The organism is Candidatus Nitrosopelagicus brevis (assembly GCF_000812185.1).
Taxonomy (GTDB): domain Archaea; phylum Thermoproteota; class Nitrososphaeria; order Nitrososphaerales; family Nitrosopumilaceae; genus Nitrosopelagicus; species Nitrosopelagicus brevis.
The window spans coordinates 1,176,976-1,191,745 of record NZ_CP007026.1; the positions used below are offsets into that span (position 1 = coordinate 1,176,976).

A 14,770-nucleotide genomic window follows, 5' to 3' on the forward strand; every position below is an offset into this window, starting at 1 on the left:
ATGAAAAAAGAAAAACTGTACAAAGGAAAATTGTTTGAAATAAATGCATATCATATGCAAGTAGAACATAGAAAAGTTAGACGAGAAGTTATCGAACACCCAGGAGCTGCTGCAATGCTTGCATTTGATGAAAAAGGCAAAGTGCTTTTAGTAAAACAACATAGATTCCCTCACGGATATATTTTAGAAATTCCAGCTGGAACTTTGGAAAAAGGAGAAAAACCGATTGATTGTGCATATAGGGAAATTATAGAAGAAACTGGCTACAAGGCCAAAAAGATGACTAAATTAGTCTCATATTTCCCTTCAGTAGGCTATAACAAAGAGGAAATTCACATTTTTGTTGCATCAGGAACAAAAAAGGAGTTTGACTTGAAACTAGATAATGATGAGTTCATCACAGTTGTAAAAATGGATATTAAAAGATTAATTGGAATGATTAAAGCTGGAAAAATTATTGATTCCAAAACAATTTGTGCAGTAATGATTTATGCTGCAAAGAAAAAATTACTATAATTATTTGTAACTTGGTTTAACCAAATCAGTAATATCAGACCAAGATTGTAAAATCTTTTCAAACATATAGATAAGATCAAACAATGCAAGTGAAATTTGTTTTTTATTTTCTAAAGAAGAGCGAATTTTAGAAATTTTTGCAGAATTGTTTCTTTGTAGTGTAATTGCATTAATTGCAAGGGATCTATCATTAGAAATAAAAGAATCAATTGATTTGGATTGTATTTCAGGCATGTCTTTTGTGAATCCATGTAATTTTTTTAATTCAGTTTTAGAGAGATTTGATTTAATTAAAGATTCAGCTAGCTCAACAACAGTATCACCAGCTATTTCAAGTGTATTTGCAGCAATTCTATAATCAAGAATATCAATATTTTCAAGATTAAAAATACCTGCTAATCTAGTATCCATAATGGTACTACGAATTAATCTAACAAGAAGAAAATATTGTCTGTTTATTTCTGCATCACGATTTGAGATAGTTTCAAGATTTGTTTTATCGCCACTTTCCAAAGAGGATACAACATCAGTAAACATTCCAAGTGCAATTGAACTCATTCGTTTTAAGATATTTTGTGGGTTTACAGATGTTTCATCAAGTAAAAATTGAACAGAAATGTTTGTTGCATCTTCATCAATAATTTCCATTCCCACCAATCTTCTCATAGAACCACGTACACTTTCTCTATCAGCAATTGAGATAGGGGATTTACTGACAATTTTAATGATATCATAACCTAAAAGATATGCGCCGGTAATTGTTGGAACAATACTTTCTCCTTTTGGTAAAGGATATGAAATTTCAATTTCTTTAGAAGGTCTTTTACTTAGTTGGGTCCTGATAGAAAGATTGTTTTGATTTGTTTCAATCTCAACTTGATTAGTTTTATCCAAATTATTTGCATCAATCCATTCTTTGGGCAATGATACCAAAATGCTACTTCCAATCTTTTGTAGGCGTCGTGTGAACGTGGTCAATTTATACTAATTTATACTATTTAAGCCAAGTATTAATATTTTCCATCTATGTCGGTTTGATCATAATGGCGACAGCATTTTGTCCTGCACACATTACAGGTTTTTTCAAGGCAGAATTAGACAAAGAGGATTCCAAGCAGTTAGGTTCTCTTGGGGCAGGATTTTCTATACAAAAAGGCGTCAAAACTACAGTTTCAGTTAGAGAGAAAACAAAACATGACATTTCAAATTTCTCAATCAAAGTGAATGGTTTTGAATCAGGAGATATGCGTGTATCAGAATTAGTACTTAGTAAATTTCCTATAGATAAAAAATTCATTGATGTAACACATGAAATTGATGTTCCCGTAGGATATGGGTTTGGATGTAGTGCGGCAGTTGCGTTATCATTATCTATTGCATTAAATGATGCGTTAGGATGTAAACTATCTAAAATTCAAGTGGCACAAATTGCACACGATGTTGAAATAGATTGTAAAACAGGATTAGGAGATGTTTTGGCATCATATCATGGAGGATTTGAAATTAGAGTGAAACCTGGTGCACCAGGTATTGGTGAAGTAAAGAAAATGAATTCGATGGACAAGCATGATGTTATAATAATTTGTTTTAATCCAATTTCAACAAAAAAATTTCTTAAAGAAAAAATTTCATCAATTAACGGTTTAGGAGGAAAGATGGTGAAAAAACTAATTGAAAGTAATGACACTGAAGAATTTCAGGATATGTCAGTAAAATTTGCAAAATATGTTAACGTTATAACGCCAAAAATGAATCAGGTAATCAATCTTTTACATAAAAATGGAATAAAATGTGGTGTTGCGTTATTTGGTGAAACAATTTTTTCATTAGTAACAAAAGATGAAAAAAATAAAGTAAAAGAAATTCTCAAACAATTTGATGATGGATTAATAATTACATCAAAAATTGACAATTCTGGTGCCAGATTACAATAAATTTTTTGATGCATATGAATATTCCAAAGTCTCATCCTCGATATCTATCTCTTCAAACTAGAGAAAAATTGGTTAATGGTTTTGTTAATAATTTAGTAGCAAAAGAAGGATTGTTAGCTCATGGGAGAGGTGAAGCATTTGATTATCTTATTGGTGAAAAAACTACAAAATCTGCAAAAAATGCCATCAAGGCTGCAGCATACATGTTGAATCAGGCACAGAATTCTGTAATTTCTGTTAATGGTAATTTTGCTGCACTTTGTCCAAAAGAAATTATACAATTAGCAAAAACAACAAACTCAAAGATAGAAGTAAATTTGTTTTATTCAAGTGAAAAACGAAAAAAAGCAATTTCAAAAATTTTGAAAAAATCAGGTGCAAAACAGGTTTTAGGAATGGACAAAAAACAATCTGCCAAACTAAAAGGAATAGACAGTGCTAGAAGAATTGTTGATAAGAATGGAATTTTTTCTGCAGATGTAGTCTTGGTTCCATTAGAAGATGGAGATAGAACAATTGCTCTAAAAAAGGCAAAAAAGAAGGTCATAACCTTCGATCTAAACCCTCTGTCTAGAACAGCCCAAACCGCAGATGTCACGATTGTAGATAATGTCACTAGATCCATGAAACTACTTGTTTCTGAATCAAAAAAATCTGGAAGAAAGGTTACATTTGATAACAAAAAAAATCTAAAATCGTCAATTTTAGAAATTCGTAAAAATCTAGAAAGGAGAGCAAAAAATGCCTAACACAGTTAATGATATTATTCAGATGAAATCTAGAGAAAAAATTACTGTCTTAACAGGATATGATTCAACTATGGCAACATTATGTGATAAGGTTGATGTAATTCTGGTCGGAGACAGTGCTGGAATGGTAATGCTAGGTTATGATGATACTCGAGATGTGACAATGGATGATATGATACGTTTCACAACAGCTGTAAAAAATGCAAAAACTGATTCATTAATTGTTGCAGATCTTCCAATTAATTCCTATGAAAACGAGGATTCTGCTATTACTAATTCAAAAAGACTTGTACAAGCAGGTGCACATGCAGTAAAACTTGAAGGTGGAAAAGAGATTGAAAAAATTATCAAGGCTGTAGTTGATTCAGGAATTCCAGTTATGGGACATTTAGGATTACTACCACAGACTGCAGAAAAATATTCTGTTCAAGCAAAGAAGAGTAGTGATGCAGTAAATTTGTTAGAAGATGCTAGAATTTTAGAAAAAGCAGGAGTGTTCAGTATTGTTTTTGAGATGGTTACCAGAGATGTTGCAAAAATTATTACAGAAAGTGTGAAAGTCCCAACAATTGGTATTGGTTCAGGCAAAAATTGCGATGGCCAAGTATTGGTTGTTCATGATATGTTAGGAATGTTTGAAAAAATAAAGCCAAAATTTGCAAAAAGATATCTAAATTTATCAGAGGATATTAGAAATGCAATAAACTCATACGTAAAAGATGTAAAAGAAGAGAAATTTCCTGAAGAAGAACATACGTTTTCTATGGAAAAAGAAGAGTTAGAAAAGTTGGAGAAAGAGATTGGTTAAAAAATTACCACACCCATCACTTGACATAGTTGATAGCCACGGTACAGAACTTGCTGGAAAAAATATAGTTCTATGTGTTGCAGGTTCAGTTGCAGCATACAAGTCAATTGAACTTGCAAGATTATTGATGAGACATGGGGGAAATGTCAAATGTGTAATGTCAAATGCAAGTACAAAATTAATCAAGCCTGATTATATGAAATGGGCTACAGGAAATAATGTAATTACAAAATTAACTGGAGATATGGAGCACATTGAATTAGCCGATTACAAAAGATCTGATTTACTAATTGTATATCCATCAACTGCAAACACCTTAGGAAAACTAGCAACAGGAATTGATGATACACCAATTTCTACAGTCCTTACTGTTGCATTTGGCTCAAAAATTCCAATAATTATGGGGTTAGCAATGCATCGTTCTATGTATGAAAATGCCGCAGTCAAGAAAAACATGAATTTCTTAAGAAAAAAGATAGATTTTGTATCACCACAAATGATTGAAGGAAAAGCAAAAGCCCCAGAACCTGAAGATGTTCTATTATTTGTTTTAAAGAAATTTGGTGGATCAGAAAAATTGCGTGGTAAGAAAATTCTGATGACAGCAGGACCAACTGTAGAAAAAATAGATTCTGTTCGCGTAATAACAAATCAAAGTTCTGGAAAAACAGGTACCTTGTTGGCATCAGAATTAATTTCTGCAGGAGCCAAAGTTACTCTGGTATATGGCCCAGGAACAAGTGAACCACCAAAAGGTGCAAAGATAATTCGAGTTAATTCAGTTGATGAAATGAATAAAGCGGTAAAAGAGGCTCTAAAGAAAAAATTTGATATTGCAATAATGACAGCTGCTGCATCAGATTATGTAGTCAAAAATGCTATTTCAAGTAAGATAAAAAGTGACAAAAAGGAAATTAATGTGAAACTAGTAAAAGCACCAAAAATTATTGACATTATCAAGAATAAACAAAAGGAGATTTTCCTTGTTGGTTTCAAGGCTGAAACTGATATTTCTAAAAAAGAATTAGTTAGTCGTGCAAAAAAGAAATTAAAAGACTCTAAAGCAGATATGATAGTTGCAAACGATATTGGTCGTAACTATAACAAAGATCCAAATTATAATGAGATAATTATTGTTGACTCTAAAAGTACAACAAAAATTCCAAGAACTAAAAAAGAAAGACTTTCAAAAATAATTTGTAAAAACATTGAAAAAAGAATCTAAAGGTACAAAATACAAACAACGTACCATTTCAGTTTGGAATGAGGTTGCACCGTTTTATCATAAACGATGGGCAAAAAATGAAGTCGGGCCATTTGGTGTAACAAAAAAATTATTAGAACTATCAAAAATTAAAAAAAGTGATACAGTTTTAGATCTTGCATGTGGTACAGGACTTGTTACAAAAAAACTGATTAGAAAAGTTGGAAGTAAAGGTCAGATTTATGCAATAGATTCATCAGAATCTGCACTTAAAATAGCAAAAAAATGGACAGGGGATGCTAAAAATTTACATTTCATCAGAGCAGATGCAGAGAAAGTTCAATTTGAGACAAAATTTGATGCAATAACATGTCAGTATGCATTGTTTTTTTTCCCTAACGAGCAAAAAGTTCTGAAAAATATGAAAAAATTATTGAAAAAAGACGGTACAATCACACTTGCAGTTCATGGGAAATATAATGTTCCATACTTTGATTGTATTTTAGAATCAGTAAAGAAATTCATCCCAGATTACTTACCAAAATATCCAGAGATGGATAGATTTGGTACAAAAGAAACATTTGCAGATGCAATCAAAAAAGCAGGATTTAAGAAAATTGTTGTGAAGAAGTTTGTTTTCAAATATAGTCCAGGCACATTTTCAGACTATTGGAATAATTACAAAAAACATCTGTCAAAACCTCTAAGAGAAAAGTTCGATTCCTTAACAAAATTTCAAAAAGCCAATCTTAGAGAAATGATCAAAGACAAAACGCTCGAGTATACCAAAAAAAATGGAAAAATTGCATTCCCATGGGAAGTACTAGTTCTAACAGCCAAAAATTAGCAGACATCAGACATAAATTCAGATTAAGAATGCATTTAGAGTGTGAAAGTTAGAAGAAAACGACTTTTGAAACACTGTAAAGAAATTACAGGTTGTGATATGATAGTTGCATTAGAACCTGAAAATCTATTTTACATGACCGGATTTTGGGGAGAGGCAATTGGAATTTTAGAAAAGAACGGAAAGACCACAATTATTGCACCAGAATTAGAAGTTGGACGAGCTAAAGAAGAAGGAGTTGATTGTGAAGTGATTCAATCTGATCGTGGTATGAGTTCTTTGTTAACATTAAAGAAATTTCTAAAAGGAAAGGTCTGTACAGATTGCCAGAATTATCCTGTAATGCAATCACTGAAAAAATCATTTCCAAAAATAAAAAGTTCAATTGAGCCATTCAATAAATCAAGAGAAGTAAAAGATGATGCTGAAATTAAAATTCTAAAAAAAGCATCTAAGATAATCGATGAAATGTTTGGGATTTGTCAGAAGAAGATTAAAGCTGGACAGAAGGAATCAGAGCTTCAAGCAATTTTAATGTCGTATGCAGTTGAAAATGAAATGTTTGATACTGGTTATCGCTCTACATTAAATCCTTTAATTATTGCAGGTGGACCAAATGGTGCATTACCACATGCACAAGTAACTAATAGAAAATTTAAAAAAAATGAATTGATTGTTGTTGATTTAACATTACGCTACAAAGGATATGTTTCAGATGCAACAAGAACATTTGCAATAGGAAAAATATCTAATGAAGAAAAAAATGTTTATGAGATTGTTAAAGAGTCACAAAAAGCGGGACTGAAAGCGGTAAAACCAAAAATTGATTGTAAAAAAGTTGATAATGCATGTAGAGAAATTATTGATGAATCAGGTTATGGAAAATATTTCATTCATTCAACAGGACATGGAATAGGATTGGATGTACATGAATTACCAACAATTGGACCACGTAGTTCTACAAAGTTAGAGAAGAACATGGCAATTACTGTTGAACCAGGCATTTACATTCCAAAAAAGTTTGGTGTACGAATTGAAGATTCATTAGTTGTGACACAAAAAAATCCAATCTTACTACACAAATTTACAAAAGAACTTCTAACACTTTAGACATTATTATTCAGGGTAATTACGCACAAAAAATTTTGTCAATTTTTTTTAAGATCAAAAGAGTTTATGAAGGTGTAGATCGCCAGTAAGCTCATGCAAAAGCAAGAAAATACAACTTACTTGAAAGCAATTACTATTCGTGATCCAAGCGATTTGCATTCAATTAAAGAGGATATCAAAAAAGGCATGGTGTTAATTTTGAGAGTTACACCATTAGCACAAAAAGATGTTGAAAAATTACGCAAAGTTGTTGAAGAACTCTATGTTATTGCACGCAATGCAGAAGCAGACATTGCAAGATTAGGAGAAGAAAGAATTATTGTGACTCCACCAAATGTAAAAATTTGGAAACCAGATTATGATTTAAAATAATTTTATTGCTTCTTGAACTTGTGGATAATGAGTTGTTACTCTATACATTCTATTAATTGCTGATGAGAGGTTTTGTGATTTTCTTCTTTCTCCGTGGTTAACTAAAACTCTACGAAGTTTTGGTCTTAATCTTTGTACATATGACATTAATTGGTTGTAGTCACTGTGACCACTAAATCCTTCAAGTTTTTCTGTACCACAGTTAATTGTAACAACTTCCACTTTGCCATCTCTACCCATGATAGTTACTTGTCTTGCACCATCCATGACTCTTCTTCCTAAAGTTCCATTAACCTGATAAGAAACAAAGAGAATTTTGTTTTTTGGGTTTGGCGCAAAGTTTCTGAAATATTCTAAGACTGGACCACCTTCAAGCATACCAGATGTAGCAATAACAATGCAAGGAGTATCTTCTCTTAACGGTTCATCTCTTCCATCTGCGTGTTCGATATTTGTGAAATATTCAGAATCAAATGGATTATCATCAGTTTCTAGAATTTTTTGTTTTAATGATCTTTCAAGATATTCAGGATGTGCCTCATGTATTGCGGTTGCTTCTTGAATCATTCCTTCCATGAAAACAGGAGATTCTATTAACTGACCAGATTTCATGTACTTGTCAATAACCATCATTAGTTCTTGTGCACGACCTACTGCTGGAATTGGAATGAGAACTTTGCCACCACCTTTGAGAATTTCATTTACAGATTTGATAAATGCACCTTCAACTTCTTCCCTTGTAGGCTGGATGTCTTCTTTTGCACCGTATGTACTTTCTACCAGTAAGGTTTCTACACGTGGGAATCTTGTATCAGCACTTTCTAAAAGCATACTTTTTCCATATTTGATATCACCAGAGTAAACAAAATTATGATCACCATTACCAATGTGGAAATGACATGATGCAGAACCTAAAATATGACCAGCATTTGCCAATACAAGTTTGATATCAGGAGAAATATCAGTTACAGTTCCATATGACAAACCAATAGTTTGTTTCATAATTTGATGAACATCTCTTTCAGCATACATTGGGGTACGCCCCTGTGCACCTGCAACCTTGATTGCATCTAATTGAATTAAGTTCATCATAGGAAGAGTAGGTTCTGTACAGTAGATTGGTCCTCTGTACCCATATTTTGTTAAAACAGGTAGAAATCCCGTATGATCTAGGTGTGCATGTCCAATAACAATAGCATCTAACTCATCTAATGAAATATTGGCCCAATCCAAACGAGGGTATGCTTCAGATGGAGTTCGAGCACCCGGATTAACACCGCAATCAATCAAAACTTTGCTATCTGGCGTAGTCAATAACATACAAGAACGACCAACTTGCCCGAATCCTCCTAATGTTAGCAAGGATACTTCGGATTTTTGAACAAGTCTAGGTCTGAAAATTTCTTCTCCAACAGATTTTAGCTGTTTTGCTCTATCTGCTGATGAGATTTTTAATTGATAATTGATTGATTTTATTGTGTTTGATGGCTTTGTAGTTGATTTTCTTATTCTTAGTCTCCAACCAGTCTGTTCAGTAACTTCAGTATGATTGAACTCCTCAGCATTTCTTTGACATAGCCATGGCCTTTTTACTTCAATTGAAACCTCACCAGTTGCAGTATCAAAAAATGTAGCTTCTAATCCTGCATCATCTGGAACTAAGGCGTCTAAAATTTTTCTTGCGTCTTCTTCAGATTTTCTAATTTTCTCATCTGTTCGTATTACAATTCGTTTTTTAATTTGATTTACAAGATTGGAAATTATTTCATTATTTTCCATCAAGAAACGTGGTTTGTCTGTATAAAGAGCAATACGAGGTCCTTCATAATCAATTTTTGTGACATTTGCATCTTTGGGTATACTTGTCAGTATGGTAGCCATTATATTCTGACTAGATTGATCTGCTTGCTGCTGTTGTTTTTTTTGCAATTATTCTAAAGAGGAAGTACTGCTTTCTTTTGTTCTTCTGTTAAAAGACGGAATCCATTTTTATCAACCAATGCTACGTTGATTCCGTCACCAGTTCCAATATTTCGTGTTATGGCTGCTTTGACTGCACGTAATGCAACAACTTTTGCATCTTCTAGTGTCAAGTCTTTGTTGTATTCTTCTTCTAACAGACCATATGCAACTGGAGAACCACTACCAGTTGTTACATAATTTTTATTTTCTACAGATCCAAACATGTCGATATTAAATAATGAAGGACCTTTTGCATCAACACCACCTACTAAGATGTCTGCAATGAATGGATAACCTCTATTTTGATGGAACATTAAAGAGGTTAGTCTTGCTAAGGAGTTAACTGGAATTGGTTCTTGGTTTTGAATTCTATGTAAATTTGCATGATAACGTAATACATCGACAATATTTTGTGCATCTGCTACACCACCTGCTAATGTAAGACCAACATGTTGTTCAATTTTTTGAATTTTCATTGTATTATTATTTGCAATAAAATATCCTGCACTGGCTCTCATATCAGCACATAAGACAACACCGTCTGTAGCCTTGATACCTACAGTGGTTGTTCCGTGTAATATTTTTTCTTCTACATTGTTTGACATAAGATAACCTCGTTTTGAGATAATATCAATGATATTAGACCCTTTTAAATAACTTTGTCATAAGAACGAAGTGTTGAGCAAGAAGAGTGGAAAATCGCATACAATGGAACTCCCAAGACAGATCGTTGTCGGTGAAAAAAACATTGGACAAGTGGGAGAATTTTTACGATCACTTTCCAACCCAAAAAAAGTTTCAATAATTTCAGGAAAAAATGTAAAAAAGATAATTGGAAAAGAGATTGACGAATCATTAAAAAATTCAAAGATAATGGCTGTATGGCATCTAGCAAAATCAAATCAAGTAAAGGAAACAGCTACGATTCAAAAAAAGGTAAAATCAACAAAAAGTGATATTATCATAGGTTTAGGAGGAGGACGTTCAGTAGATATTGCAAAATTATGTGCATTTAATCTGAAAAAACCATTTGTCAGTATACCTACCTCTGCCTCTCATGATGGAATTGCAAGCCCATTTGTTTCAGTAAGAGGGGATAAACCACACTCACTAGTAGCAACTGCACCACTTGGCGTGTTTGTAGATTTGGACATAATCAAAAAGGCTCCTAGAAAATTACTTGCAAGTGGATGTGGAGATTTGATGGCAAAGGTAACTGCGGTTCATGATTGGGAGTTAGGTCGTGACAAAGTAGGGGAGTATTATGGAAGATATTCAGCAAATCTTGCTTCAATGAGTGCAGAAATACTAATTGAAAGTGCTGAGAATTTTTCAAAAAAGAACATAGATGTTAGAGTTATTGTTGAAGCATTAATCAGTGCAGGAGTTGCATCATGTATTGCTGGAAGCAGCAGGCCTTGTTCAGGTGCAGAGCATCTATTTTCACATGCAATTGATCATTTAGAATTTGGAATTGGATTACATGGAGAAAAATGTGGTATTGGTTCCATAATGATTGCAAAACTGCAAGGACAAAATTGGAAGGAGATTGTTAAGACACTAAAAAAATCTGGTGCACCAACAACAGCAAAAGAGATTGGATTAAAACCAAAAACATTAGCTAAAGCAATGGTCATAGCACAATCATTACGACCTGAGAGATATACAATACTAAAAGAAGTTAAAATGACTGAGAAAGATGCATTAAAGCTTGCAAAAACTACAGGCGTTCTCTAATTACTTAGATTTTTTTTCAGCAGGTTTTGCTGGTTTTTCTTCTTTTTTGGCTGTTTTATTCTCGTATGATTCTACAAAGTTTACTTTAGTTAGGGCTGGAACAAATTTGAACAAGTCCATTTGAGTAAAGTGTTTGATTATTGCTAATCCATCTGCTCTGTAAATTTCTTCAGGTATTGTAATGTCTACTACACCACCAGTTTTTTTGAAATTAATTTTATCATTTTCTACTGGCAGTCTTGATTTTAAAATTTCAGTTACTTTGTCGTCATCTGAATCAAGAGATTTTTTTATATCAACATCATATACGATTGTTTTTCCTGCAAATCTATGATTATAATCAATTTGAACTCTACCTGAACCAATAAAACGAATAATTCCTTTTTTGTTATCAATTTCAACAGTATCGCCTACTGATACTTTTTCTGCATCTTCCCCAAGTTTTCTTAGAGGAATCATTCTAACTTTACCTTTATCTCTTGCACCAAATCCTTTCTCAGCTGAAACTTCAATTGTCTTTTTTTCACCTGCTTTTGTTTCAGGTAAAGCATCATCTAGTCCTTTGAGAACCCAAGCTTCTCCTACAGAAACTAATTTTGGCATATATTTTATGTTAGGATCATGGATGGAGTGTTTTTTTGCATCATCTTCATTTGTGGTTTCAAAAACTTCACCACTATCTTTGATCTTAGCGGTGTAGTCAAGTAAAATTAATTGTCCTTTTTTGAATGTCAACGTAGTCGATTTTGAATTTCCTTATATTAAGTTAGAGCGACTCTAATGGCTTTAGTTTTTCTTCAGCAAGTTTTAGACCTGCTTGAGTGTCGGTATCGTATCCCATCATTGATAATGTTGATGCAATTCCAGATATGCATCTCATTACATGATAACGATCAACTTCACCCATACAACCAACTCTGAAAACTTTGCCTTTTAGATTTCCAAATCCACCTGCAACTAGAATTCTAAATTTCTTTGCAAGTGTATCTCTGAAGATTTTATCTTCTAGTCCATCTAGATAGTTTAATGCAATTACAACAGTAGAACGGGAGTTTTCGTCTGCAAATGGTGTTAATCCAATTGCAGATAGTCCAGAGTATAATGCATCTGAACATATTCTATGTCTTTGAATTCTTTTTTCCATTCCTTCTTCAAGAATAATTCTCATTGCTTCTCTGTATGCGTATAGTACAGGTAATGCAGGAGTGAAAGGTGTATGTTTTGCTTCTTCATAATATTTGAAGTATCTTGGTAAATTGAAGTACATTGTGTTAGGTGGATTATCTTCCATGTATTTTCTAGTTCTACCATTAATACAAATTGGTGAGATTCCTGGTGGACATGCAAATGCTTTTTGTGCACCAGTCATTGCAATGTCAATTCCCCATTTGTCCATGTGAAGTTCTTCACCACCGACAATAGATACACCATCTAAAACATAGTAAGAATCGTTTCTTGATGTTAGATCTTTAATTCTATCCAAATAATTAATCATAGTTCCAGTTGATGTTTCATTCCATACACAATAGAATGCTTTAACATCTTTGTTGTTATCAAATGCTTCTTTTACTTGATCAAAAGTTGCATTAACACCTGGTTCAGTTTGAATTCTAATTGCCTGACCGCCGGCCCATTCAATTTGTTGTGCTAAACGAGTACTAAATTCACCGTTAACAGGAATGATTACTTTGTCATCCTTTTTGACTAAATTTACAACAGAGCATTCTGTTGCACCAGTACCAGAAGCAGATAGACAAACTGCATCTCCTTCTGTTTCAAATATTTTTTTTGTGTTATCTACACATTCTTCGTATAGTTCAACAAAATCATCGCTTCTGTGGTTAATTGATGGAGTAACCATTGCACGTGTAACACGTTCTGGTACGTTTGTTGGACCAGGTAACATAACTAGATATTCCAAATTTAATTTCTCCTAAGCTTGACCTGTTTGAAGGTTATTTATAATTAAAGATCTTCCAACCGTTTTTTTGCATCAATTTGTGTTAAAACTTCTACAGTTCCCGAAGGGAGGAATTGTTTCCAATTTTGATCGGTTAGTATAAGATTTCGTATGTTAGTTCCAGACAAATCACTGCGGGATTTCAAATCTACAGCAATTATGGATTTTCCTCGTTTACCGTAAAGCTCATGTGTAAAGTCATCATTTGAAAAAACTACATCATATTGAGGAATTGTCTCATCAACAAGATGAGTCCACTTTGAATGGTCATCAACATCAGGAATGTAGTGTAGTGACACATTTTTTTCTATTTCACTATTCATAGATGACAAAATCATCTTTTTTCTTTCATCAGCGGTAAAGGGATTTCTTTTTTCGTGACTCTTGTTTGAACTTCCTATTCCAACATGAAGATGTTCAACTTTTGATAATGCAAATTTTATTGCCTCTAAATGTCCCAAGTGAAATGGTTGAAATCTGCCTATTAGAAATCCAATCATAACTGTCCACCAGCATTGAGTACTGCTGCTAAGAACAAGATTATGATAGACAAGACAACGGTTACCTCTCCTAGTATGATAATTTTTTTTCTTAATTTTTGTAATTGTTCTTGAGGCATTTCTTTAGCAATAATTTTGTCTTCAACATCTTTTCTGATTATTCTTACATGAACAGCATATAGAACTAACAAGGCTGCAACTAAGATCATTTTAATAATTAAAACATGACCATAACTGGTTTCATACAAGATATCAGATTTTTGTAACACAAGATGTGCCTGATACATTCCTGTTGCAATCAAAATGAATAACGCAGGTAAAGCAAGTTTGTTAAAACGTCTTCCAACTTGCACCATCAATTGTATTCTTTCTTCAACAGGCATTGACATTTTTTTTAAAATTGGTGCAAATACTACACCTATGAATAAGGAACCACCAACCCATATTGCAGCACTTGTAATGTGAATCCATGTTAGTAATGCTTGCTCTAATGCCATGACAATTGATGATTAGAACTCTATTTGACTCTTAACAAGGTTTTTTAGTATAAAATAAAAAAAATTATTAATGAATCCACCAGGTCGTTCGATACTTGTTATTGCAATTGTTGCATTATTAGGAATGATGGGAGGAATTGTTTATTATGCAAGTTTGGATAATGACGATCTTTCTATGGCTACAATTGAATTACAATCTGTTGAACTAACAGATGTGAACAGTGTTGAGAGCCGTGCAACACTACAAGTTATATTTCTTGTAGCAAATCCAGGTGAAGTTACAGTTACTGTGCCAGTAATTACCTATCAGTTGTATGCTGATGGAAGTCAAATTGGTCAGGGAACATATTCAACAGAAGATGTGGCAATGCCAGGTCGTGCAGCATTTTATCCTGATGCAGAGATTCCATTAAAAAATAAATTAACTATTGTAATGTCAGATATTAACAAAACCGTTTATGACAAAATAATTAGTGGGCAAACAATTCAATATAGTGCAACAGGTATGATGACAGTAGAATCAGCATGGAGCATTGTTGAACTAGATTTTGATACTAGATCTTAATTTTAAAAT

17 protein-coding genes are annotated in these 14,770 nt (G+C 33.0%); 10 read left to right on the top strand and 7 right to left on the bottom strand.

The genetic code is table 11. The annotated features are described in order from the left end of the window. The gene (locus T478_RS06970; protein ID WP_048107089.1) at positions 1-516 is read left to right on the top strand and encodes an NUDIX hydrolase; all 516 of its coding nucleotides are present in this window, start codon (positions 1-3) and stop codon (positions 514-516) included. Here the strand turns inward: T478_RS06970 and T478_RS06975 are convergent, their stop codons facing one another. Beyond that, a complete protein-coding gene (locus tag T478_RS06975) occupies positions 517-1,494 on the bottom strand; it encodes a phosphate signaling complex PhoU family protein (protein ID WP_048106438.1) in 978 nt (325 codons plus the stop codon). Positions 1,495-1,559: 65 nt separating this feature from the next. Between T478_RS06975 and T478_RS06980 the strand changes: the two genes are divergently transcribed. The 7 genes from T478_RS06980 (at position 1,560) to sepF (ending at position 7,540) form a co-directional block, all read left to right on the top strand. After that, positions 1,560-2,450: a pantoate kinase gene (locus T478_RS06980; RefSeq protein ID WP_342352452.1), complete on the top strand. Its 891-nt coding sequence runs from the start codon at positions 1,560-1,562 to the stop codon at positions 2,448-2,450. A gap of 14 nt (positions 2,451-2,464) precedes the next feature. Next, the gene (locus T478_RS06985; RefSeq protein WP_048107093.1) at positions 2,465-3,199 is read left to right on the top strand and encodes a phosphopantothenate/pantothenate synthetase; all 735 of its coding nucleotides are present in this window, start codon (positions 2,465-2,467) and stop codon (positions 3,197-3,199) included. Further along, complete coding sequence (panB, locus tag T478_RS06990; protein ID WP_048106440.1) at positions 3,192-4,007, top strand: 3-methyl-2-oxobutanoate hydroxymethyltransferase; 816 nt, start codon at positions 3,192-3,194, stop codon at positions 4,005-4,007. Before T478_RS06985 ends, panB begins: the two co-directional genes overlap by 8 nt. Next, positions 4,000-5,232 carry a bifunctional phosphopantothenoylcysteine decarboxylase/phosphopantothenate--cysteine ligase CoaBC gene (gene coaBC, locus T478_RS06995; protein ID WP_048106442.1) on the top strand — a complete coding sequence of 411 codons (1,233 nt, stop codon included), beginning with the start codon at positions 4,000-4,002 and terminating at the stop codon, positions 5,230-5,232. The genes panB and coaBC overlap by 8 nt, the downstream gene beginning before the upstream one ends. Further along, positions 5,216-6,058: a class I SAM-dependent methyltransferase gene (locus T478_RS07000; protein WP_048106444.1), complete on the top strand. Its 843-nt coding sequence runs from the start codon at positions 5,216-5,218 to the stop codon at positions 6,056-6,058. The genes coaBC and T478_RS07000 overlap by 17 nt, the downstream gene beginning before the upstream one ends. A gap of 42 nt (positions 6,059-6,100) precedes the next feature. Beyond that, on the top strand, positions 6,101-7,168 hold the full coding sequence (locus tag T478_RS07005; protein WP_048106446.1) for a M24 family metallopeptidase: 1,068 nt from the start codon (positions 6,101-6,103) through the stop codon (positions 7,166-7,168). Between the two features lie 93 nt (positions 7,169-7,261). Beyond that, a complete protein-coding gene (gene sepF / locus T478_RS07010; protein WP_048106451.1) occupies positions 7,262-7,540 on the top strand; it encodes a cell division protein SepF in 279 nt (92 codons plus the stop codon). On the opposite strand, the gene T478_RS07015 is transcribed toward sepF, so the two are convergent. After that, entirely contained in the window at positions 7,532-9,469 is a 1,938-nt protein-coding gene (locus T478_RS07015) for a beta-CASP ribonuclease aCPSF1 (RefSeq protein ID WP_048106453.1), read from the bottom strand. The two genes, sepF and T478_RS07015, sit on opposite strands and share 9 nt — an antisense overlap. A 5-nt stretch (positions 9,470-9,474) precedes the next feature. Next, positions 9,475-10,107: an archaeal proteasome endopeptidase complex subunit beta gene (psmB, locus tag T478_RS07020; RefSeq protein WP_048106456.1), complete on the bottom strand. Its 633-nt coding sequence runs from the start codon at positions 10,105-10,107 to the stop codon at positions 9,475-9,477. A 103-nt stretch (positions 10,108-10,210) separates the two neighbouring features. Between psmB and T478_RS07025 the strand changes: the two genes are divergently transcribed. After that, positions 10,211-11,239, top strand: a complete 1,029-nt coding sequence (locus tag T478_RS07025) for a sn-glycerol-1-phosphate dehydrogenase (protein WP_048106457.1) — start codon at positions 10,211-10,213, stop codon at positions 11,237-11,239. Here T478_RS07025 and T478_RS07030 read toward each other — a convergent pair whose 3' ends face one another. From T478_RS07030 to T478_RS07045, 4 genes are read right to left on the bottom strand one after another with little or no spacing between them, the layout of a single operon-like run. Continuing rightward, the gene (locus T478_RS07030) at positions 11,240-11,974 is read right to left on the bottom strand and encodes a peptidylprolyl isomerase (protein ID WP_048106459.1); all 735 of its coding nucleotides are present in this window, start codon (positions 11,972-11,974) and stop codon (positions 11,240-11,242) included. It lies immediately after the preceding gene. 31 nt (positions 11,975-12,005) lie between these two features. Beyond that, positions 12,006-13,160, bottom strand: coding sequence for a pyridoxal-phosphate-dependent aminotransferase family protein (locus T478_RS07035; RefSeq protein ID WP_048106461.1), 1,155 nt, complete (start codon positions 13,158-13,160; stop codon positions 12,006-12,008). A gap of 44 nt (positions 13,161-13,204) precedes the next feature. Continuing rightward, positions 13,205-13,699 (bottom strand): nicotinamide-nucleotide adenylyltransferase, encoded by a 495-nt coding sequence (locus T478_RS07040; RefSeq protein ID WP_048106464.1) that lies wholly within the window; start codon positions 13,697-13,699, stop codon positions 13,205-13,207. Next, entirely contained in the window at positions 13,696-14,196 is a 501-nt protein-coding gene (locus tag T478_RS07045; RefSeq protein ID WP_048106470.1) for a DUF4149 domain-containing protein, read from the bottom strand. Before T478_RS07045 ends, T478_RS07040 begins: the two co-directional genes overlap by 4 nt. A 70-nt stretch (positions 14,197-14,266) precedes the next feature. Between T478_RS07045 and T478_RS07050 the strand changes: the two genes are divergently transcribed. After that, complete coding sequence (locus tag T478_RS07050; RefSeq protein ID WP_048106472.1) at positions 14,267-14,761, top strand: hypothetical protein; 495 nt, start codon at positions 14,267-14,269, stop codon at positions 14,759-14,761. Positions 14,762-14,770 lie beyond the last annotated feature (9 nt).